Source organism: Streptomyces sp. bgisy159 (assembly GCF_965341775.1).
GTDB lineage: Bacteria > Actinomycetota > Actinomycetes > Streptomycetales > Streptomycetaceae > Streptomyces.
The window spans coordinates 1-20,709 of sequence record NZ_CBDQZH010000072.1 but is presented as its reverse complement, the minus strand read 5'-3'; the positions used below and the strand labels follow the sequence as shown (position 1 = coordinate 20,709).

The following is a 20,709-nucleotide window of genomic DNA, read 5'->3' as shown; positions in this document are numbered from 1 at the left end:
CGAAGTGAGCTGAGGAAGAGGCACGAAAGGCACGGACCGAGAGGGGGCCCGAGCGTGACCATTCTGGAGACCATCCGGGGACCACGCGACCTGAAGGCGCTTGCCGAGGCGGAACTGCGCGAACTGTCCGAGGAGATCAGGGAGTTCCTGGTCCACGCGGTGGCCAGGACCGGCGGTCACCTCGGGCCCAATCTGGGGGTGGTGGAACTGACCATCGCGCTCCACCGGGTCTTCGAGTCGCCGGTCGACCGGATCCTGTGGGACACCGGTCACCAGAGCTATGTGCACAAGCTGCTGACAGGGCGTCAGGATTTCTCCAAGCTGCGCGGCAAGGGCGGTCTGTCCGGCTACCCCTCCCGCGAGGAGTCCGTGCACGACGTCATCGAGAACAGCCACGCCTCCACCGCCCTCGGCTGGGCCGACGGTCTCGCCAAGGCCCGCCGGGTGCAGGGCGAGAAAGGCCACGTCGTCGCGGTCACCGGGGACGGTGCGCTCACCGGCGGCATGGCCTGGGAGGCGCTGAACAACATCGCGGCCGCCAAGGACCGGCCGCTGATCATCGTCGTCAACGACAACGAACGCTCCTACGCGCCCACGATAGGCGGCCTGGCCGACCACCTGGCGACCCTGCGCACCACCGACGGGTACGAGAAGGTCCTCGCCTGGGGAAAAGACGTGCTGCTGCGCACCCCCCTCGTCGGCGGCACGATCTACGAGTCCCTGCACGGAGCGAAGAAGGGCTTCAAGGACGCCTTCGCACCCCAGGGCATGTTCGAGGACCTCGGGCTGAAGTATGTCGGCCCCATCGACGGCCACGACGTCCTGGCCGTGGAGTCCGCGCTGCGCCGCGCCAAGCGATTCCACGGTCCGGTGCTCGTGCACTGCCTCACCGAGAAGGGCCGCGGCTACGAGCCCGCCCTCGCCCACGAGGAGGACCACTTCCACACCGTCGGCGCGATGGACCCGCTGACCTGCGAACCCCTCGCACCCGCCGGCGGACCGTCCTGGACCTCCGTGTTCGGCGAGGAGATGGTCCGGATCGGCGAGGAGCGCGAGGACGTGGTGGCGATCACCGCGGCGATGCTGCACCCGGTCGGCCTGGGCAAGTTCGCCGCGCGCTTCCCGGACCGGGTCTGGGACGTCGGCATTGCCGAGCAGCACGCCGCCGTCAGCGCCGCCGGACTGGCCACCGGCGGGCTCCACCCCGTGGTCGCCGTCTACGCCACCTTCCTCAACCGGGCCTTCGACCAGCTGCTGATGGACGTGGCCCTGCACCGCTGCGGGGTGACGTTCGTCCTGGACCGGGCCGGGGTGACCGGCACCGACGGACCCTCCCACAACGGCATGTGGGACCTGTCCGTGCTGCAGGTCGTGCCGGGCCTGAGGATCGCCGCTCCGCGTGACGCCGACCAGTTGCGGCTGCAGTTGCGGGAGGCGGTCGCCGTCGACGACGCGCCCACGCTGGTGCGCTTCCCCAAGGAGTCGGCGGGCCCGCCCGTGCCGGCCGTCGACCGCCTCGGCGGGATGGACGTCCTGCACCGCGCGGACCGTCCGGAGGTGCTGCTGGTCGCCGTCGGCGTCATGGCACCGGTCTGCCTCCGCGCCGCCGAACTGCTCCGGGTCCGCGGCATCGGCTGCACGGTCGTCGACCCGCGCTGGGTCAAGCCCGTCGACCCGGAGCTGCCCGTCCTCGCCGCCACGCACCGCCTGGTGGCGGTCGTGGAGGACAACAGCCGGGCGGCCGGTGTCGGCTCGGCCGTGGCACTCGCGCTCGGCGACGCGGACGTCGACGTACCGGTGCGCCGGTTCGGGATCCCGGAGCAGTTCCTCGCGCACGCCAAACGGAGCGAGGTGCTGGCCGACATCGGGCTCACGCCGGTGGAGATCGCCGGACGCATCAGCGCGAGCCTCGCGGTGCGGGACGCCGAGGAGGGGATCGGCGGTGCCGCGGAAGACCGCCCGCCGTCCGGGGCGCCGTCGGAGCGCGTCGCGCGGTTCCCCGCCGCACTGAAGGGCGTCGATGCCGACAGTTCTGTCAAGGAGCGGGAATGACCGGCGAGTTCGATCTGGGCGCGTTGCTGGCCGAGCGGAGCGGCGAGCGGTACGAGCTGCACGGCAGGTACCTCAACCACCAACTGCCGCGCATGCTGCACACCATCGGCTTCGACAAGGTGTACGAGCGGGCCGAGGGCGCCTACTTCTGGGACGCCGACGGTGACGACTACCTCGACATGCTCGCCGGGTTCGGGGTGATGGGGCTCGGCCGGCACCATCCGGTGGTGCGCAAGGCGCTGCACGACGTGCTGGACCTGAACCTCGCCGATCTCACCCGCTTCGACTGCCAGCCGCTGCCCGGGCTGCTCGCCGAGAAGCTGCTCGCCCACAGCCCGCACCTGGACCGGGTCTTCTTCGCCAACAGCGGCACGGAGGCGGTGGAGACGGCGCTGAAGTTCGCCCGATATGCCACCGGGAGGCCGAGGATCCTCTACTGCGACCACGCCTTCCACGGCCTGACCACCGGGTCGCTGTCCGTCAACGGCGAATCCGGCTTCCGGGACGGCTTCGCGCCCCTGCTGCCCGACACCGCCGTACCGCTCGGCGATCTCGACGCGCTGGCCGCCGAGGTGCGCAAGGGCGACGTCGCCGCGCTGATCGTGGAGCCGATCCAGGGCAAGGGCGTGCACGAGGCACCGCCCGGCTATCTGCGCGCCGCGCAGGAACTGCTCCACCGGCACAAGGCGCTGCTGATCGCCGACGAGGTGCAGACCGGGCTCGGCCGCACCGGCGACTTCTACGCCCACCAGCACGAGGAAGGGGTGGAGCCGGACCTGGTGTGCGTGGCCAAGGCCCTCTCCGGCGGCTACGTGCCGGTGGGCGCGACCCTCGGCAAGGACTGGATCTTCAAGAAGGTCTACTCGTCCATGGACCGCGTGCTGGTCCACTCGGCGAGCTTCGGCGCCAACGCGCAGGCCATGGCGGCGGGCCTCGCGGTGCTGACGGTGATGGAGGAGGAGCAGATCGTCGCCAAGGTCCGCGCCACCGGCGAGCTGTTGAAGTCCCGGCTCGCGGCCCTGACCGAGAAGTACGAACTGCTCGCCGACGTGCGTGGTCGGGGGCTGATGATCGGCATTGAGTTCGGCAGGCCCCGCTCCCTGAAGCTGCGCAGCCGCTGGGCGATGCTCCAGGCAGCCCGCAAGGGCCTGTTCGCGCAGATGGTCGTCGTACCGCTGCTGCAGCGGCACCGGATCCTCACCCAGGTCTCCGGCGACCATCTGGAGGTCATCAAACTGATTCCGCCGCTGGTCATCGGCGAGGAGGAGGTGGACCGGTTCGTCACCGCCTTCACCGAGGTGATGGACGACGCCCACAGCGGCGGTGGACTGATCTGGGACTTCGGCAGGACACTGATCAAGCAGGCGGTCGCCCAGCGCTGACCCGTCCGGGCCGCGCGCCGACGCCCGGCGGAGCGATGCCGGGGTCCCGCCACTCTTTTGCCTCTGAGGCAAGAAATTTGCCCCGCAGGCAAGGGTCCGGCTGAATGGAGCCATGAGTTCCTCCGAGACGGGGCTCCCGGACACATCCGGGGGCGCCCTGCCCGTCGTGGCGCCGCACCTGCGCGCCTTGCGCCGCCGCGCCGGCCTCACGCTGGAGGCCGCGGCGGGCGCCGCCGGACTGTCGCCCGCGCACCTGTCCCGGCTGGAGACCGGGCGGCGCCAGCCGTCGCTGCCGATGCTGCTGGCCCTGGCCCGCGTCTACGGCACGACCGTCTCGGAACTGCTCGGCGAGACGGTCGCCGACCGGGACGCCGTCGTACGCGCAGGCGACATGGAACCCACCGCCGCCGGAGGGTGGACGTACTGGCAGGCCGGCGCGCCCGGACGCGGCATGCAGGCCCTGCGGGTGCGGGTGCCGCACGGAACGCAGGGCGACATCGTGCGCGTGCACCCCGGCGAGGAGTGGTTGTACGTCCTCACGGGCCGCCTCCTGCTGCGTCTCGGGGACACCGCCCACCGGCTCGCGCCCGGAGACAGCGCGCACTTCGACTCCCTGACCCCGCACCGCATCGCCGCCCAGGACGCGGACGGTGTGGAGCTGCTGTTCGTCCACACCCTGCTGCAGAGTCCGACGGCCGCCCTGTGCCTCGGCCCCACCCATGGAGAGACGCCATGAGCGACCTGGAGGAGAAGTTCCCCCGGACCCTGTGGATCCGGCTGATCATCTACATCGCGGTGGGGCACCTCTTCGCCGCCTTCATCTGGCTGCTCTTCACGGTCGGCGCCGACGGGTGAGCGGGCCGGCGGCTCAGTCCAGCAGCCGCTCGCGCAGGCGCTCGCGCGTCTCGTCGGTGACACCGAGGCCGCGCTCCAGATAGGCGTCGACCCCGCCCCAGGTCTCCTCGATGGTCTCGAAGGCCGCCGTCAGGTACTCGGCGCGGGCGTCGAAGAGGGGCGAGAGCAGCTCCATGACCTCGGGCGAGTAGGCGCCCGCGGCGCTGCCGCTGCGGTGCACCTTGTAGCGGCGGTGCTTGGCGTTGGACTCCAGGTAGTCGGCGAGGATCGCCTCCCGCTCGACGTTCACCGCCAGCAGGGTGACGGCCACCGACAGCCCCGCGCGGTCCTTGCCCGCTGCACAGTGCATCAGCGCCGGGACGCTGTCCTGCGCCAGCGCGTGCAGCACCCGCGCGTGCTCGCCCGTACGCTCCTTGATGATCGTGCGGTACGACACGATCATCCGGTCGGCCGCCTTGCCGTCGCCCAGGATGCCGCGCAGTTGCTCGATGTCCCCGTCGCGGACCATCTTCCAGAACTCCGCGCCGTCGGCCGGGTCCGACAGCGGCAGGTTCACATTGCGCACGCCCGGCAGTTCGACGTCCGGGCCCTCCAGCTTCTGGTCCGCCGCGTTGCGGAAGTCGAAGACGGTGTGCAGACCCAGCTTGCCCAGGAACGCCGCGTCCTCGTCGGTCGCGTGCGCCAGGTGGCCGCTGCGGAACAGTACGCCGTGCCGCACCCGCCGACCGTCCGCGGTCGGCAGCCCGCCCACGTCACGGAAGTTGCGTACGCCTGCCAGTCGGTGCTCGGTCGACGGGATCTGCTGCGTCACGGGGGCTCCCTCCCTGTCGCTCCCGGTCGGCGCGGCTCACGGGTGGGCCGACGGGACGCTCTCGACCTTACGGCATCGCTCGCCTGGGGCAACGGGTTGTCCACAGGCGTGCGGAGGCGTCATGGCGGCGTCAGGAGTTGTCCACAGGCCGGTGCCCGAGCGCTCCGCCAGATCGCGGAAGACGGCCGGACGGCGCTGCTCTCGCGGTCCACGCGTGGTTACGCCCTGCGGCTGACCGGGGACGGTAAGTCGCTTCACTGGCTCCGGTCGCAGCGACACGGCGAACCCGCTCCGGCGGTCCGGCTGTGCGGGCCGCACTCCACGGCGTCGTGCGAATGCCGCGAAATGGGTGAAATGCGCCGAGAGGTGCTGTCGCGTCCCAGTCTGCGGACCGGGCTGCGGGTGACTTCGAAGTGGTGGTTGTCCTGCTGCGTCGCATCTGAGTGCTCTGTCCTAATTAACACTTTATAGCTTCTTTCGCTCCAACTCGTCGTGCAGGAGCGAAAGCTGGAGCCGCGTCACGTGAGCATCGTCATACCGGTGACCGAGTGTTGCGCGTCATGTCCACGTAATGCAGTTCTCTTTCAAGGTGATTCATCGGAATGGCCGTCGCTTTGTTGCACGCAGGGTGACGGGGAATTCCCTCCGGAACGCGAAGGAAAGGCACCGTCGGTGCAACCTCTGCTTGTTTCCGCACGTCGTGGTCGCTTACGTTCACCACCGATCCGGACGGACGCCTAATCCTGCCGCCGCCCGGAGCCCGCACCCACCCACCCGTGTACGGCAGGAGCGGGGGACCCACAGGTTTCACCGCCTGTTCCGGTTCCCGGAACGGCTAGGGGTAAAGCAGCGCCCTCGGCGCGGCCGGGCATCTCCAGCCCGCACCCGACAGCTCACCTCGCAGGCGCCGGAGAGGAATTCGCCATGCCCGCGAAGGGTAAGCACCGCCGTCCGAAGGCCCAGCGCCTCACCCGTTCCCTCGCCGTCGCCGGAACCGGCGGCGCGGCTCTCGCCCTTCCGCTGTTCGGCGCGACCGGCGCCCACGCGGCGACGAACGAGTCGGTCGCCTCGGTCGCCGAGAAGGCCGTCACGGCCGTGCCGGTCGCGCAGAAGGCCGCCGCCCAGCAGACCGCCGCCGAGAAGGGCGCGGAGAAGAAGGCCGCCGCGCGGATCTACACCGTCCGCTCCGGTGACTACCTTTCCAAGATCGCGAACGAGCAGCGGGTCAGCGGCGGCTGGCAGCGGCTCTACCGCGACAACCGCGAGGCCGTCGGCGACGACCCGTCGCTGATCCACCCCGGCCTGAAGCTGTCGATCGGCAAGAAGGCCGCGTCGACGGACGGCGCCGCGAAGAAGCCGGCGAAGACCGCCCCCAAGAAGGCGTCGAAGTCGTCGAAGACCACCGCCTCGAAGTCGTCGAAGAGCACCGCGTCGAAGTCCTCGAAGCCCTCCGAGTCGGCGGCGTCCGCCAAGGCGTCGACCACGACGCAGGCCGCCACGTCCGCCGGCGGGTTCTCCGCACCCGTCTCCGGCGCCACCGTCGGCACCGCGTACCGCACCGCCGGCAGCATGTGGTCCAGCGGCTACCACACCGGTGTCGACTTCGTCGTCCCGACCGGTACCTCCCTCAAGGCCGTCGGCGCGGGCACGGTCGTCTCCGCGGGCTGGGGCGGCGCGTACGGCAACCAGGTCGTCATCCGGCTCGCCGACGGCTATTACGCCCAGTACGCCCACCTCTCCTCGCTGTCCGTCTCGGCCGGGCAGTCGGTGAGCGCCGGCCAGCAGGTCGGCCTGTCGGGCGCGACCGGCAACGTGACCGGCCCGCACCTGCACTTCGAGATCCGCACCACGCCGAACTACGGCTCGGACATCGACCCCGTCGCCTACCTGCGCTCGCACGGCGTCTCCGTCGGCTGACCCCCGCTGCCGAAGGCCGGACCCCGATCCCCTGGGTCCGGCCTTCGGTGTACCCGGGGCCGGGTTCCGGCCTCGGTATTCCCCGCTTGACGAAGTATTGGGACGTGGCTTATCTCACCGTCCGTCAATCCCTGCCTACGGTCGCGTAGGTCACATTCCACGGTGAATCATGAACTGCTGTGGCAGACGATTCGAAGAGTGACAGCAGATCAGTGATCGGGTCGTACGTGGCGGTGGGGGACAGCTTCACCGAGGGCGTCGGCGACCCCGGCCCCGACGGAGCGTTCGTCGGCTGGGCCGACCGGCTCGCGGTGCTCCTCGCCGACCGGCGGCCCGAGGGCGACTTCCGCTACACCAACCTCGCCGTCCGCGGGAAACTGCTCGACCAGATCATGGCGGACCAGCTCCCGCGCGCCGTCGAACTGGCCCCGGACCTGGTGTCGTTCTGCGCGGGTGGAAACGACATCATCCGCCCCGGCACCGACCCCGACGAGGTCGCCGAGCGGTTCGAACGCGCCGTGGCGGCGCTGACCGGGACGGCAGGCAAGGTACTGGTGACCACCGGCTTCGACACCCGCGGCGTCCCGGTGCTCAAGCACCTGCGCGGCAAGATCGCGACCTACAACGGGCATGTGCGCGCCATCGCCGACCGGTACGGCTGTCCGGTGCTCGACCTGTGGTCGCTGAGGTCCGTGCAGGACCGCCGGGCCTGGGACGACGACCGGCTCCATCTGTCCCCCGAGGGCCACACGCGCGTGGCGCTGCGCGCCGGGCAGGCCCTCGGCCTGCGGGTGCCGGCCGACCCGGAGCAGCCCTGGCCCCCGCTGCCGCCGCGCGGCACCCTTGAGGTCCGCAAGGACGACGTCCAGTGGGCCCGCGAGTATCTGGTGCCGTGGATCGGGCGACGACTGCGCGGGGAGTCCTCCGGCGACCACGTGACCGCCAAGGGCGCGCTGTCGCCCGACGACATCAGGATGCGGATCGCCGCCGTCGCCTGACGGCGGCGATCCCGCCCGGGAGCGCCGCCGACCGGTGCCGCTCCCGGGCGCCGTCGGCGGCCGCTCCCGCCCGCGACCGGTCGCTCCCGCCCGCGACCGGTCAGCGCGGCTGTGACGTCCGTCCGCGCCGCCCGTCTCCCCGCGCGGCGCCGTGCACAGTGCGGTCCCCTCGACGCGTCCACGTCCCCTCGTCCCCGCGTGCGGGGACGCCCGCCGCGGTGCGTGAACCCCACGCTCGTCCGCGGTACCGCACCGGCGGTCTCCGGCCAGGGCGGGCGGCGCCCGACCCGCTTGTCGGACGGGCGGACCATAATGGAACGCCCGACGACTCCACCTGGAGGTACAGTGGCCGGTTTCCGTTCCCCGGGCCCCGGGCTCCGTGCGCTGCGGCCCGAGGGCTTCGGCGCGGACCCGAGCGGTGCGCGCATGGCGCGGATCCGCAGATCGCCCCACTTCAAGGACGGGGTCTTCCAGAACCCCGGCGGTCCGACCCGCACCCGCCCCTCCGGCTCGACGGGGGACTTCGCCAGGACGTTCTTCTTCGACAAGGAGGCCCGCGCCCGCCGTACCCCCACCGGCACCGTCCCGGTGCACGCCACCACGCTGGCCGACCTCGCCCGCCCGGCGGTCACCGGGCTTCGCCTGACGTGGATGGGCCACTCCAGCGTGCTCGCGGAGATCGACGGCCGGCGGGTGCTGTTCGACCCGGTCTGGGGGCAGCGCTGCTCCCCGTTCGCCTTCGCCGGGCCCAAGCGGCTGCACCCGGTCCCGCTGCCGCTGGCCGCGCTCGGCCCGGTCGACGTCGTCGTGATCTCCCACGACCACTACGACCACCTGGACCTGCCCACGATCAAGGCGCTGGCCGGCACCGACACCGTCTTCGCCGTTCCGCTCGGCGTCGGCGCCCACCTGGAGCGCTGGGGGGTCTCCGCCGACCGGCTGCGCGAGCTGGACTGGCACGAGGCCACGGAGGTCGCCGGGCTCACCCTCACCGCCACCCCGGCCCGCCACTTCTGCGGCCGCGGCCTGCGCAACACCCAGCACACGCTCTGGGCGTCCTGGGCCGTCGCCGGAGCCGAGCACCGCGTCTACCACAGCGGCGACACGGGCTTCTTCGACGGTTTCCGGGACATCGGCGCGGCCCATGGCCCGTTCGACGCCACGATGATCCAGCTGGGTGCGTACAGCGAGTTCTGGCCCGACATCCACATGACGCCCGAGGAGGCCGTGCGCGCGCATCTCGACCTCCAGGGCGGCCCGGCCGGAGTGCTGCTGCCGATCCACTGGGCCACGTTCAACCTGGCCCCGCACGCGTGGGCGGAGCCGGGGGAGTGGACCAAGGACGCGGCCGAGGCGGTGGGGCAGGCGGTGGCGTTCCCGCGGCCCGGTGAGCCGTTCGAGCCGGCGGGAAGGCTGCCGGTGGAGGCGTGGTGGCGGGCGGTGTCCGGTCCGATCGCCCGTCCGTGGCGCCGTCCCCGACGCGCTGAGGGCGCGGCCGAGACGAGCAGGGGTGATCTCGACCTCGCGGGCGAGCGGTGACGTGGTTGGGGGACGAGCCGGGGGAGACGGCCCGGATGCGGGGGGCGTCTCCCGGCCCCTGACTGCCGGCGACAGCTCGTGTGGCGATCGTGGCGGGCAGTGATCTCGGCTCCGGCTGGACCGGGGGGCCACACGAGCCGCACGGCTTCCTCGCGGTCGAGCGGACCGGCGGACAGCGCAACGAGGAGCGGGAGCCGGGAATCCGCTGTGTCTGACGGCCTTGAGGAAGAGGACGTGCTGCGGACACGGGTCGGGCGGCCGTCGCCGGAGGGCGTCCTCCCCGGCGGAGGGGCTGTCCAGCGAGCGGGGCTGTCCCATAGCCGGTGGTGACGGTGAGGGCCCGCCGGTGGTCATCGCGCGTGCGCGATGCGAACGCGCTGGGCTTCCCGGTACGCACCACGCCCCGGCCTCGCCTTGAACGCCGTCAAGCGCCGGCGGCCGCCGGCTCGGCCGCCCCGGCAACCGCGGAGAGAGCGGCGTCGCGCCCTGCGGGGGCATCAGCCGGGTGACGACGAGCCGCAGATCCGAACGTACGCCTCACGGGTGACAAGCCGTCATACGGCCGGTCCGGTCCCTGCCCCGCTGCCAGACTCTGGCAGAGGAGGCCCGGGCCGTGCATGCGTGAGCGCGGCGGGGAGGTGAGGGGGTGGGCGTGACCGACGACCGTGCGGCCGATTCCGCCGCTCCGGGTGAGACGGGGCCGGGCATGCGGGACCACGTCGTCCCCCGGGAACGCGTGGCGGAGGAGGAGCGGGAGGGCGGCGGCCGTGGGCTCGACGGGGAGCGGCAGGACGGTCGGCCGGTGCGTGCGCTGCCGCGTCATGTGGCCTGTGTGATGGACGGCAACGGCCGCTGGGCGCAGCGACGTTCGCTCCCTCGCACGGACGGGCACCGGGCTGCTGAGACCACCGTCATCGACATCATCGAGGCAGCCCGTGCCGCCGGTGTCCAGTGGCTCAGCCTGTATGCCTTCTCCACCGAGAACTGGAAGCGTCCTGGGCCCGAGGTCGAGTTCCTGATGCGTCTGGTGCGCCGGGTCGTGCGCAAGCACGCGCCGTTGCTGCTGGCCCGTGGCGTCCGCTGCCGCTTCCTCGGGGTCGCCGATCCGCGTATTCCGCGCGCGCTGGCCCGGGACTTCGAGGATCTGACGACGTTGACCGCCGAGAACCGGGGGATGACGCTGACCGTCGCCTTCGACCACGGGGGGCGTCGGGACATCGTCGAGGCCGCGAAGTCGCTGATCCGCGCCGGGACGCCCGCCGACGAGGTGACCGAGCGGCTCTTCGCGGAGCACCTGCCGTTCCCCGACACCCCCGATGTGGACCTGGTCATCCGCACCTCCGGCGAGCAGCGCATCTCCAATTTCATGCTCTGGCACGTCGCCTACGCCGAGTGGGTCTTCCCCGAGGTGCTCTGGCCGGACTTCCGCGCCCCCGACTTCCGAGCCTGCCTGCAGACCTACCGGCGCCGCGACCGCCGCTTCGGCGGCGTGCCGCCCCGGACCCACGGAGACCCCTCATGACGACCGTCACCACGGATGCGGCCGACCGGACTCCCCTGTTCGGCCCGGATTCACAGTTCGGCGCCTTCTTCGACGACCCGCGCTGGGCGCTGGCCCTGATCCGCGCGACGGTGCTGGAAGCCGCTCACCCGCAGATCGGCGCTGCCCTCGTAGACAACTCCACCTTCGTGGCCCATCCCTGGCGCCGGCTGCGCAACACCTTCTTCAGCATGCGCCGCATGTTCGGCACCGACCCGGTGGTGCGCCAACGCGAAGCAGCGCGGCTCAACCGATTGCACGCCCGGATGAGCGGTTCCGATTCCCGCGGCCGCGCCTACGACGCGATGGACCGGGCGACCCGGGCCTGGGTGGTCGCCACCCTCTTCGAGAGCGCGGTCACGATGTGCCGGCTGAGCGGCCAGCCGCTCGACCAGGACACGATGGAGCGGATGTACGCCGAGTACCGCACGTTCCTCGCCGCGCTCGACGGCGACGCCGCCGAGCTTCCCGAGGACCTGAACGACTTCTGGCGGTACTTCGACGGCGTCGTCGAGAACCAGTTGGAGAACACCGAGGCGGCCCGCGTCATCCTCTACCGGCTCTTCGATCACCTGCCCGCTCCGGCGCTGTTCGACGGCGCGCCGACGCTGTGGGCGGCCGGCCGGGCAGTCGTCGGTCCGCTCCTCGGCGCGATCACCGTCGCGTCGCTTCCCGAGCCGTACCGGCGCCGGGCCGGGCTGCCGGAGGTGCCCGGCGCGGCGCTCCTCATGCAGGGCGCCTATCTCACCGCCGGACTGGCCCGCTTCCTGCCACAGGGCTGGCTCAACGCCGAGAGCATCATCGAGACGCTCTCCCTCTCACCCGGCGGCGACGACCCCCGCGCCCGGGCCATGACCGCTCTTGGTTCCCGTATGAAGCGCGCATCGGCTCTCCTCCGGCTGCTCACGCCGCTGAGTGAGGACCTTCCCCCCGACGCGGATGCGGCACCTTCGGCGGACCCGGGAGGCAGTCGGCGTTCGGCTGCGGAGTTCTTCCGCAAGGTGTTGGACCAGACCGGGGACGGCTACCTCGACTGGCCCGACCTCGCCGCCATGGCACGCGAGCTGGCCACCCGACTCGATCTGGACGAACCCGAGGAGACTCGGCTCTACGACGCCTTCGCCGCCTGGTGGCGCGAACTCCAGGCCGCCCTCGACACGGACGGTGACGGTCGCGTCAGCGCCGACGAGTACGGCAGTGCCGTCGCTTCCCTCGCGGGCCCCGCGCTCATCCGCGTCGCCGAGGTCCTCTTCGACGCCACCGACAAGGACGGCAACGGAACCGTCGACGCGGACGAGTACCGGGCGCTCTTCCGTACCGCCTTCCACCGCGACCTGACCACGACCCACGGAACCTACGGCCGCAGCGCCTTCGTGGGCGACTTCCTCTCCTTCATGTCAGGGCGTCGCCCGGGCACCCCGTACGACCCCCTCCTGGCCGACGCCTGACGCATCGGCGCCCGAACCGACGGCAAGACCGGACCTGACGAAGCGTTGTTAGTCCGAGGCCAGGGGATCGCGGTGGTCCGCCTCGTCCCGCTTCCAGTAGCCCTTCGCGTAGGCGCGCCCGCGGTCCAGGCCGAGGGTTTCCGTGAAGTGGCGGCGGATGTCCCTGACGGCGCCGGACTCCCCCGCGGCCCACGCGGCGACGCGCTCGGGCGGCACGGCGGCCTCGAGGACGGCGTCGCGCAGTGCCTCGCCCTTGGCCCGGCCCGCGCCCCGGTGCACCCACACGAGGTCCAGGCCGGCCGGGAGGCTCACCGCGATCTCCGCCTCGGGGCCCGCCACCTCCAGGTAGACGGCGCCCCGCATGCCGGGTGGCAGGTTCTCGGCGATGGTGAGGACCGCGGGCTGGGCGCTCTCGTCGCCCGCCAGGAGGTAGAAGCCGGTGTCGGGAGCGGGGCGGAAGGACCCCTTGGGGCCGCCGAAGGAGACCTCCTCGCCCTTGCGGGCGGTCTCGGCCCAGCGCGCGGCCGGACCGTTGCCGTGCAGCACCACGTCGATGTCGACGCGGGGTCCGGCGGGGGAGTGGTGGCGCACCGTGTAGGCGCGGCCGGCCGTCCGACCGTCGAGGGGATCGGTCACGAACAGCTTCACCCACTGCGTCGGTTCGTCGCAGTGGAAGGCGGACATGCCGGGCCCTCCCAGGGTGATGCGGGCCATGCGCGGGGCGATCAGGGAGACCGCTTCCACTGTGGCGGTGTAGCGGGCGCGACGGGTGCGGAACATGGGGAACAGTCCTTCAGAGGGAGGGGGCGGCCGACGAGACCTCGGGTCGGCGGGCCAGGACGGTGGCGGTCAGGCGCTCGACGAACCGCGGGTCCAGCGGCTGGCCCGTCGTGAAGGCCCGGTGGAAGGCGGGACCGACGAGCAGGTCGAGGAGCTGGTCCGTCTCGTTCCGGCTCACCGCGGCGCGGGGGAGGGAGGCCAGGGCCTGCCGGACGCGGGCACGGTCGTACTGCCGCTGCCGGTCCAGCACCTGGTCGCGCAGGACCTCGGCGGTCGTCGGGTCGTGCAGGGCGTGGCCGATGAGCACGAACAGGACGTGGCCGGTGGGGGACTGGGTGAAGACCCGGCTCAGGTGCGTCGCATGCTGCTCCAGGGCGGCCTGCGCGGAGTCCGGTAGCTCCGGCCAGGACGCCTTGTCGTGCAGGTCCTCCTCCAGGACGTCGAGGAGGATGGCCACCTTCGACCGCCACCACCGGTAGATGGTCTGCTTGGCCACTCCCGCTCGTTCGGCGATCGCGCTCACCGTCATCGCGTGGAAGCCGACGTCCATCAGCAGGTCGTCGGCGGCCCGCAGGACCGCGACCCGGGCGGCCTCGCTGCGCCGCGGACCACTCCTGGGGCGCGCCGCGGGCGCGTCGGCCGACTGCCGGTTGTCGTGTGGGGCGTTGATGGCGAGTCCTCCTCGTCGCGCCGCGGGGCCCGTCCCGGCACGGTCGGCGAGGACCGGCCGGGAAGATCGACGCATTTAGACTAGACGCAACGGTGCGTATGGTCAAAGGGTGGGAATCCGCCTGTGCGGTGAGGACTTGTGCCCCGTCTCCCCCCGGATCGGGGGAGGTCCGAGGGGAAACGGGAGTCGGGGGCAGAGGGAGGGCATGGGCGTGCGGCGCGTCAGCGGTGTGCGCCCGCGACCTCGTGCCGGGTGCCACTGGACTCCGCGCGGCCGAACAGCAGCCGCGTCCGCATCCGGTACACCGGCTCGCCCCGCTGGTTGTCCGCCTCGACGACGAAACGGACCGTGCCCGTGTCCGGGCGCCGGGGATGGGGCGCGGCCTCCTCCACGGTGGCCCGTCCGCGCAGCTCGTCACCGGGGCGCACCGGGCGCAGGAACCGGACCTCGTCCATGCCGTAGGAGCCCTGGCAGGCGGAGTCCACGAGCAGCGCGCGGACGAACTGCCCCATGACCACGGCACCGGTGTGCCAGCCGCTGGCCACCAGGCCGCCGAAGGGGGAGCGGGCCGCAGCCTCGGGATCCAGGTGGAAGGGCATCGGGTCCCAGGCGCGCGCGTAGTCCATGATGTCCTCGCTCGTGAGCCGCGTGGCCCCCAGCTCATGGGTGCCGCCGACGCGGAAGTGCTCGAAGTGCCGCACGGTGAGTGCTCCTTCGTCTCGGGTGTCTCGGATGTCTCAGGGGCTCGGGCGTCTCGGGGCCCGGCAGCGGCCGGGCCGGGGAGTCAGCCGAGGGACGCCGCGTACACCGGCACGCTCGCGGCACGGACGGGGACGGGCTCGGCGCGGGGGCGGCCGAGGCGGCGCTTCTCCGCGCTGAACCACTCGGCGACCCGGAACGCCAGGTCCATCGACTGCCCCCGGTTGAGGCGCGGGTCGCACGCCGTCTCGTACCGCAGGTGCAGATCACCGGAGAGGACCGCGTTGCTCCCTCCCACGCACTCGGTGACGTCCTCGCCGGTGAGCTCCACGTGCACCCCGCCGGGATGCGTGCCCAGCGCCCGGTGCACCTCGAAGAAGCCCGTGATCTCGTCCAGGACGTCCTCGAAACGCCGGCTCTTGTGGCCGCTCGGCGCGGTGAAGGTGTTGCCGTGCATCGGGTCGCACACCCACACCACCCGGGCGCCCTCCGAGCGCACCGCCTCCACCAGCGCAGGCAGCCGGTCGCGCACCCGGCCCCGCCCCATCCGCGCGATGAACGTCAGCCGGCCCGGGGTGCGCCGCGGGTCCAGCCGGTCCACCAGGGACAGCACGTCGTCGACGGCGGCGTCGGGCCCCAGCTTGACGCCGAGGGGATTACTGACGCCGGCGGCGAACGCGACGTGCGCGCCGTCGAGTTGGCGGGTGCGCTCGCCGATCCACAGCAGGTGTCCGGACAGCGCGTACCGCCGCCCCGTGTCGGGATCCGTGCGCACCAGGGTGGACTCGTAGTCGAGGAGCAGCGCCTCGTGGCTGGCGAACACCTCCGTGGTGCGCAGGGTCGAGGTGCTCATGCCGCAGGCCCGGATGAACGCGAGCGCCGCGTCGATCTCGTCCGCCAGCCGCTCGTAGCGGCGTTCCGCGGCGGACAGGGCCACGAAGTCACGGTTCCACTCGTGCACCCGGTGCAGGTCCGCGTGCCCGCCGGCGGTGAAGGCGCGCAGCAGGTTGAGCGTCGCGGCGGACGCGTGGTAGACGCGCTCCAGCCGGGCCGGGTCGGGGGTGCGGGCCTCGGCCGTGAACTCCAGCCCGTTGACGGCGTCGCCCCGGTACGAGGGCAGCGTCACTCCGTCGCGGGTCTCGGTGGGCTGCGAACGGGGCTTGGCGTACTGGCCGGCGATCCGGCCGACCTTCACCACCGGGACACCGGCCGCGTACGTCAGAACGGCGGCCATCTGGAGAAGGACCTCCAGCTTGTTGCGGACCGACTCCGCGCTCACCGAGTCCAGGGTCTCCGCGCAGTCGCCGCCCTGCAGCAGGAACGCCTGGCCCAGGGCCACCTCTCCGAGACGGTCGAGCAGGGTGTCGCACTCCCTGCCGAACACCAGGGGAGGCGCGGTGGACAGGGCCGACAAGGTCGTCCGCAGAGCCGCCGGATCGGGCCAGTCGGGCTGTTGCGCCGCGGGCAGCGCCCGCCACGCTTCGGCAGCGGGCTCGGACAGTGCATTCTCGTCCTTCTCCAGTGATTCCACGCTGAAAACCTCAACGCCTTCTGTTCCGAGGGCACGGCACGGGCTTGCGGTGGGCGCAGCCTGTCACGCGTCCACCGGGCGCCGGCAGTGGGTCGTTGTGGCTAGAAGGGCGGATCTACTACCCGCGTACTAGCCCCAGCGGCCGACTGTCGGGGCCGGTCGCACTCCTGGAGCATTTCGGCAGGCGCACACCGCCGTCGGCACTCGGCGGCGGGCGCGGTCCGCCGCCGCACTTCTCCACGCCACCGGCTCGAAAGGTGATTCCGCATGAGCAGCACCGCCAGCCCGTCCGGGTCCGTGTCCCGCCCGCAGACCGGGGACGAGTACCTCGAGAGCCTCCGGGACGGCCGGGACGTGAGGATCTACGGCGAGAAGGTGCGGGACGTCACGAGCCACGCGGCCTTCCGCAACAACTCCCGCATGGTCGCCCGGCTCTTCGACGCGCTCCACGATCCCGAGCGCAACAGCAGGCTGGTCGTCCCCACCGACACCGGGAACGGCGGTTTCACGCACCCCTACTTCAAGGCCCCGTACACCTCCGGCGACCTGCGCGCCGCCGCACGGGCCATGACGGAGTGGGCGCGCATGACGTACGGCTGGCTGGGCCGCACGCCGGACTTCAAGGCCGCGTTCCTGTCCACCCTTGGGTCGAACAAGGAGCACTACGCGCCGTTCGAGGACAACGCGTCCGCGTGGTACCGCAAGGCGCAGGAGAACGTGCTGTTCATCGGCCACGGCATCGTCAACCCGCCGATCGACCGCAACCGGGGGCTGACCGAGCTCAAGGACGTGATGCTGACGGTGGACCGGGAGACCGACGCCGGCCTCGTGGTGTCCGGCGCCAAGGTGGTCGGCACCGGCGCGGCGCTCACGCAGCACATCTTCATCGGCAGCTACGGAGTCATCCCGAAGGGCGCCAAGGAGTTCTCCGCGTACTTCATCGTGCCGACCGACAGCCCCGGCCTGAAGATCATCTCCCGGCCGTCGTACGAGTTCGCCTCGGCCACCGTCAGCAGCCCCTTCGACCAGCCGCTCAGCAGCCGCCTGGACGAGAACGACGGCATCCTCGTCTTCGACGAGGTGCTGATCCCGTGGGAGAACGTCTTCTGCTACGACGTGGACAAGGCGAACAACTTCTTCTACGGGTCCGGCTTCTTCTACCGCGCCATGTTCCACGCCTGCGTCCGCTTCGCCGTGAAGATGGACTTCCTGACCGGTCTTCTCGCCAAGTGCCTGGAGACCACGGGCACCTCGGAGTTCCGCGGCGTGCAGAGCCGGCTCGGTGAGGTCCTCGCCTACCGCAACATGTTCTGGGCCCTGGTCGACTCCATGGCCGAGAACCCCACCAAGTGGCCCGACGGCACCGTCACCCCCAACGGCGAGACCGCGCTGGCCTTCCGCGTCCTGTCCTCGTCGGTCTTCCCGAAGGTGCGCGAGATCTTCCTGCGGGACCTGGGCAGCGCGCTGATCTACAACAACTCCCACGCCGCCGACTGGTCGAACCCCGAGGTCCGGCCCTACCTGGACAAGTACGTCCGCGGGCTGGGCGTGGAGGCGATCGACCGCGTGAAGCTGATGAAGCTGGCCTGGGACGCGGTCGGCACCGAGTTCGGGGCCCGCTGGGAGCTGTACGAGATGAACTACGCCGGCAACCACGAGCAGATCCGCTTCGAGGCCCTCCACGCCCAGCAGGCCTCCGGCAAGTTCGACGACTACAAGCAGCTCGTCGACCAGTGCCTGTCGGAGTACGACGAGAACGGCTGGAAGGTCCCGGACCTCATCAACCCCGAGGACACCACCGTCGTCGGCGCCGGCACACCCGACACCGGGGCGACCGCCCCCGTCGAGGCCGCGCGGTGACCAGCCGTACCCCCGCCCGGGGCGGACCCGCCGCCCCGCCCGGGGTCCCTGTCCTGCCGGACAAGGCCCATCTCAGGCGCGTTCTCGGACAGTTCGTGACCGGTGTGTGCGCGGTGTCCACCCGCTTCGAGACCCGCTCCGGAGTACGCCACGACGCCATCGCGGTGAACTCGTTCACCTCGGTCTCCCTCGACCCGCCGCTCGTGTCGATGTACCTGCGCGACGACTCGACCTTCCTGCGGCGCGTGCGGACGTCCGGCCAGTGGGCCGTGTCGTTCCTCGGCCACCGGGCGCGCTCCCTGGTCGGCGTCCTCACCACGCCCGCGGCGCAGCGCCCGCCGGTGGAGCAGGCCGCCGACTGGGCCGTCGGGCCGCACACCGGCTGCCTGGTCCTGCCGGACGGGCCCGGAACGCTCGAATGCGCCCTGCACCTCACCCAGACGCTCGGCGACCACGTCCTCGTCGTCGGACGGGTCCTGGGCGCCGTCGGCCGCGACCACGAGCCCCTGGTCTTCCACCGCGGCACCTTCACCGAGGTCGCACCGGCGACGTGAGCACACGCCGGCGACCCCCAGCAGCGAACAGGAGAGGAGACGCCATGGCCGGGAAACGCCCGTACGTGGCCGTGGTGGGCGGCGGTATCGGCGGCCTGGCCGTCGCGCTCGGACTGCGGCGGCAGGGCGTCGAGGTGGTCGTCCACGAACAGGCGCGGCAACTGGCCCACCTGGGAGCGGGGATCGCCATCGGCGCGAACGGACACCGGGCACTGCGGGAACTGGGCGTCGCCGAGCGGCTGGCCGCAGCGGCCGCCCAGCCCGTACGCGCCGACTTCCGGCACTGGCGCACCGGCCGGTCCATGGTGTCGCACCGCTTCACCGGCATGTACGAGGAACGCTTCGGCGCCCCCTTCTGGACCGTGGAACGGGCGGCCGTCCAGCAGGCCCTGCTCGCCGAACTGGGCACGGACCACGTCCGCCTCGGCGCGCGCTGCACCGGTGTGGAGGAGACGGCCGGCGGCGCGGTGATCCGCTTCCAGGACGGCAGCGAGGCGGAGGCCGACGCGGTCGTCGGGGCGGACGGCATCCACTCCGCGGTCCGCCACAGCCTCTTCGGTCCCGACGAGGCGGTGTTCTCGGGGACCAGCGGGTACCGCGCCCTGGTCCCCATGGACCGGCTGCGGCACCTTCCCGAACTCGCCGAGCCGGTCCTGTGGCTGTGGCTCGGACCGGGCCGGCACTTCATCGCCTACCCGGTGGCCGACGGCAGCGCGCTGAACTTCCTGGCGGTCGTGCCCGACCGCACCTGGACCGTCGAGTCCTGGTCCACGGAGGGCGACGCCGCGGAACTGCTGGCCGCCTTCGACGGCTGGCACCCGTTCGTCACCGGGGTCCTCGGAGCCTGCGAACGCCCGGGCCGCTGGGCGCTGTACGACCGGGAACCGCAGCGCGTCTGGAGCTCCGGCCACGCGACGCTGCTGGGCGACGCCGCGCACGCGATGCTGCCGCACCACGGACAGGGAGCCAACCAGGCCCTGGAGGACGCGGTGGTCCTCGCCCACCTCCTGGCGGGGACGGACGCCGGTGGTGTGCCCTCGGCCCTGCGCGCCTACGAGCGCCTTCGCCGACCGCGCACCCGGCTGCTGCAGGCAGGCTCCCGCAAGAACGCCGGCTGCTTCCAACTGCCCGACGGGCCGGAGGCCGAGGCCCGCAACGCCCGCCTGGCCGGCCTGCCCGACGACCTCGCCTGGATCCACGGGCACGACCCCCTCGGCTCCCTGCGCCCGGCCGCGGCACCGGCCCGAAACCCGGCCGCGCCCGCGGCGCCCGCGGCGCCCGCGGCGACCTGACCGGCCCGACGACCATCGACGAACGGTGAGAGACACATGGCAAGGATCTACTCCTTCGAAGGGAACGTCCCCGTCGTGCATCCCACGGCGTTCGTGCACCCCGACGCCGTACTGATCGGATCGGTTGACATCGGACCCGGGTGCTATGTCGGTCCCCTCGCCAGCCTGCGGGGCGACTTCGGGCACATCGCGCTCCGGGCGGGCTCCAACGTCCAGGACGGCTGTGTCCTGCACTGCTTCCCCGGCGCCGACACGGTCGTGGAGGAGGACGGGCACGTCGGCCACGGGAGTGTGCTGCACGGCTGCCGGGTGGGCCGGGACAGCCTGATCGGCATGAAGTCCGTGCTGATGGACGGGGTCGTCGTGGGGGAGCAGGCCTTCGTCGGCGCCGGCAGCTTCGTCAAATCCCGCTTCCAGGTGCCGGAGCGGCACCTGGTCGCCGGCAGCCCGGCCAAGGTGGTGCGCGAGCTGACCGCCGACGAGATCGCCTGGAAGGGCAACGGGACGGCCCAGTACCAGAAGCTGGCCCAGCGCTGCCTCACCGGGCTGCACCCGGCGCAGGCCGTCACCGAACGCGCCGCCGCCCCCGCCCCCGCCCGGCCCGGCGAGCCCGAGCACGTCACCTTGCACGCGTACCGGCGGTCGACCCGCCCCAGCGGTGGCGGGAGTTGAGGCAGGCGCGGCGCGGCTGATGGAGGAAGTCACCACGACGTAGGGGGGGGGGGGGGGGGGGGGGGGGGAGGAGGGGGGGGGGGGAGGGGGGGGGGGGGGGGGGGGGGGG

19 protein-coding genes and 1 riboswitch are annotated in these 20,709 nt (G+C 72.1%); of the genes, 14 read left to right on the top strand and 5 right to left on the bottom strand.

The genetic code is table 11. The features are described 5' to 3' along the window. Positions 1-54 precede the first annotated feature (54 nt). The 4 genes from dxs (at position 55) to ACSLTV_RS34805 (ending at position 4,289) form a co-directional block, all read left to right on the top strand. On the top strand, positions 55-2,052 hold the full coding sequence (gene dxs, locus ACSLTV_RS34820) for a 1-deoxy-D-xylulose-5-phosphate synthase (protein ID WP_432139942.1): 1,998 nt from the start codon (positions 55-57) through the stop codon (positions 2,050-2,052). Then, entirely contained in the window at positions 2,049-3,434 is a 1,386-nt protein-coding gene (locus ACSLTV_RS34815; RefSeq protein WP_435613597.1) for an aspartate aminotransferase family protein, read from the top strand. The genes dxs and ACSLTV_RS34815 overlap by 4 nt, the downstream gene beginning before the upstream one ends. Positions 3,435-3,546: 112 nt before the next feature. Continuing rightward, on the top strand, positions 3,547-4,170 hold the full coding sequence (locus ACSLTV_RS34810; protein WP_432139940.1) for a helix-turn-helix domain-containing protein: 624 nt from the start codon (positions 3,547-3,549) through the stop codon (positions 4,168-4,170). After that, positions 4,167-4,289, top strand: coding sequence for a DUF6126 family protein (locus ACSLTV_RS34805; RefSeq protein WP_432139939.1), 123 nt, complete (start codon positions 4,167-4,169; stop codon positions 4,287-4,289). Before ACSLTV_RS34810 ends, ACSLTV_RS34805 begins: the two co-directional genes overlap by 4 nt. A 13-nt stretch (positions 4,290-4,302) precedes the next feature. Here the strand turns inward: ACSLTV_RS34805 and ACSLTV_RS34800 are convergent, their stop codons facing one another. Continuing rightward, entirely contained in the window at positions 4,303-5,100 is a 798-nt protein-coding gene (locus tag ACSLTV_RS34800; protein ID WP_435613596.1) for a tyrosine-protein phosphatase, read from the bottom strand. Positions 5,101-5,857: 757 nt separating this feature from the next. Further along, a riboswitch (cyclic di-AMP (ydaO/yuaA leader) is annotated at positions 5,858-6,020 on the top strand. A 4-nt stretch (positions 6,021-6,024) separates the two neighbouring features. On the opposite strand from ACSLTV_RS34800, the gene ACSLTV_RS34795 reads away from it, so the two are divergent. The 6 genes from ACSLTV_RS34795 to ACSLTV_RS34770 all read left to right on the top strand — a co-directional run bounded on the left by ACSLTV_RS34795 (position 6,025) and on the right by ACSLTV_RS34770 (position 12,542). Then, on the top strand, positions 6,025-7,017 hold the full coding sequence (locus ACSLTV_RS34795) for a M23 family metallopeptidase (RefSeq protein WP_432139937.1): 993 nt from the start codon (positions 6,025-6,027) through the stop codon (positions 7,015-7,017). A gap of 212 nt (positions 7,018-7,229) precedes the next feature. Then, on the top strand, positions 7,230-8,015 hold the full coding sequence (locus ACSLTV_RS34790; protein ID WP_432139944.1) for an SGNH/GDSL hydrolase family protein: 786 nt from the start codon (positions 7,230-7,232) through the stop codon (positions 8,013-8,015). A gap of 345 nt (positions 8,016-8,360) precedes the next feature. After that, positions 8,361-9,554 carry an MBL fold metallo-hydrolase gene (locus ACSLTV_RS34785; RefSeq protein ID WP_432139936.1) on the top strand — a complete coding sequence of 398 codons (1,194 nt, stop codon included), beginning with the start codon at positions 8,361-8,363 and terminating at the stop codon, positions 9,552-9,554. 89 nt (positions 9,555-9,643) lie between these two features. Further along, complete coding sequence (locus ACSLTV_RS34780) at positions 9,644-9,769, top strand: hypothetical protein (RefSeq protein ID WP_432139935.1); 126 nt, start codon at positions 9,644-9,646, stop codon at positions 9,767-9,769. A 587-nt stretch (positions 9,770-10,356) separates the two neighbouring features. Then, complete coding sequence (gene uppS / locus ACSLTV_RS34775) at positions 10,357-11,076, top strand: polyprenyl diphosphate synthase (RefSeq protein ID WP_432139943.1); 720 nt, start codon at positions 10,357-10,359, stop codon at positions 11,074-11,076. Then, complete coding sequence (locus ACSLTV_RS34770) at positions 11,073-12,542, top strand: oxygenase MpaB family protein (protein ID WP_432139934.1); 1,470 nt, start codon at positions 11,073-11,075, stop codon at positions 12,540-12,542. Before uppS ends, ACSLTV_RS34770 begins: the two co-directional genes overlap by 4 nt. A gap of 48 nt (positions 12,543-12,590) precedes the next feature. Here ACSLTV_RS34770 and ACSLTV_RS34765 read toward each other — a convergent pair whose 3' ends face one another. From ACSLTV_RS34765 to ACSLTV_RS34750, 4 genes are all read right to left on the bottom strand, one after another. Further along, positions 12,591-13,322: a siderophore-interacting protein gene (locus tag ACSLTV_RS34765; protein WP_432139933.1), complete on the bottom strand. Its 732-nt coding sequence runs from the start codon at positions 13,320-13,322 to the stop codon at positions 12,591-12,593. A gap of 13 nt (positions 13,323-13,335) precedes the next feature. Further along, positions 13,336-14,067: a TetR/AcrR family transcriptional regulator gene (locus ACSLTV_RS34760; protein ID WP_435613595.1), complete on the bottom strand. Its 732-nt coding sequence runs from the start codon at positions 14,065-14,067 to the stop codon at positions 13,336-13,338. Positions 14,068-14,213: 146 nt separating this feature from the next. After that, positions 14,214-14,693: a MaoC family dehydratase gene (locus ACSLTV_RS34755; RefSeq protein WP_432139931.1), complete on the bottom strand. Its 480-nt coding sequence runs from the start codon at positions 14,691-14,693 to the stop codon at positions 14,214-14,216. Positions 14,694-14,776: 83 nt separating this feature from the next. Then, positions 14,777-16,222 carry a class II 3-deoxy-7-phosphoheptulonate synthase gene (locus ACSLTV_RS34750; RefSeq protein ID WP_435613594.1) on the bottom strand — a complete coding sequence of 482 codons (1,446 nt, stop codon included), beginning with the start codon at positions 16,220-16,222 and terminating at the stop codon, positions 14,777-14,779. 267 nt (positions 16,223-16,489) lie between these two features. On the opposite strand from ACSLTV_RS34750, the gene ACSLTV_RS34745 reads away from it, so the two are divergent. The 4 genes from ACSLTV_RS34745 to ACSLTV_RS34730 are packed head-to-tail and all read left to right on the top strand — an operon-like array spanning position 16,490 to position 20,600. Then, positions 16,490-18,082 (top strand): 4-hydroxyphenylacetate 3-hydroxylase family protein, encoded by a 1,593-nt coding sequence (locus ACSLTV_RS34745; protein WP_432139929.1) that lies wholly within the window; start codon positions 16,490-16,492, stop codon positions 18,080-18,082. After that, complete coding sequence (locus ACSLTV_RS34740; RefSeq protein WP_432139928.1) at positions 18,079-18,636, top strand: flavin reductase family protein; 558 nt, start codon at positions 18,079-18,081, stop codon at positions 18,634-18,636. The genes ACSLTV_RS34745 and ACSLTV_RS34740 overlap by 4 nt, the downstream gene beginning before the upstream one ends. Positions 18,637-18,680: 44 nt before the next feature. Continuing rightward, positions 18,681-19,928: an FAD-dependent monooxygenase gene (locus ACSLTV_RS34735; protein ID WP_435613593.1), complete on the top strand. Its 1,248-nt coding sequence runs from the start codon at positions 18,681-18,683 to the stop codon at positions 19,926-19,928. A gap of 36 nt (positions 19,929-19,964) precedes the next feature. Next, positions 19,965-20,600: a gamma carbonic anhydrase family protein gene (locus ACSLTV_RS34730; RefSeq protein WP_432139926.1), complete on the top strand. Its 636-nt coding sequence runs from the start codon at positions 19,965-19,967 to the stop codon at positions 20,598-20,600. Positions 20,601-20,709 lie beyond the last annotated feature (109 nt).

Excerpts from the sequence above, each read along its gene's own strand:
- ACSLTV_RS34795 (WP_432139937.1), top strand. The coding sequence starts at position 6,025 with ATGCCCGCGAAGGGTAAGCACCGCCGTCCGAAGGCCCAGCGCCTCACC.
- ACSLTV_RS34760 (WP_435613595.1), bottom strand. The coding sequence starts at position 14,067 with ATGCGTCGATCTTCCCGGCCGGTCCTCGCCGACCGTGCCGGGACGGGC.
- ACSLTV_RS34735 (WP_435613593.1), top strand. The coding sequence starts at position 18,681 with ATGGCCGGGAAACGCCCGTACGTGGCCGTGGTGGGCGGCGGTATCGGC.
- ACSLTV_RS34745 (WP_432139929.1), top strand. The coding sequence starts at position 16,490 with ATGAGCAGCACCGCCAGCCCGTCCGGGTCCGTGTCCCGCCCGCAGACC.
- ACSLTV_RS34770 (WP_432139934.1), top strand. The coding sequence starts at position 11,073 with ATGACGACCGTCACCACGGATGCGGCCGACCGGACTCCCCTGTTCGGC.
- ACSLTV_RS34765 (WP_432139933.1), bottom strand. The coding sequence starts at position 13,322 with ATGTTCCGCACCCGTCGCGCCCGCTACACCGCCACAGTGGAAGCGGTC.
- ACSLTV_RS34815 (WP_435613597.1), top strand. The coding sequence starts at position 2,049 with ATGACCGGCGAGTTCGATCTGGGCGCGTTGCTGGCCGAGCGGAGCGGC.
- ACSLTV_RS34810 (WP_432139940.1), top strand. The coding sequence starts at position 3,547 with ATGAGTTCCTCCGAGACGGGGCTCCCGGACACATCCGGGGGCGCCCTG.
- ACSLTV_RS34805 (WP_432139939.1), top strand. The coding sequence starts at position 4,167 with ATGAGCGACCTGGAGGAGAAGTTCCCCCGGACCCTGTGGATCCGGCTG.
- ACSLTV_RS34730 (WP_432139926.1), top strand. The coding sequence starts at position 19,965 with ATGGCAAGGATCTACTCCTTCGAAGGGAACGTCCCCGTCGTGCATCCC.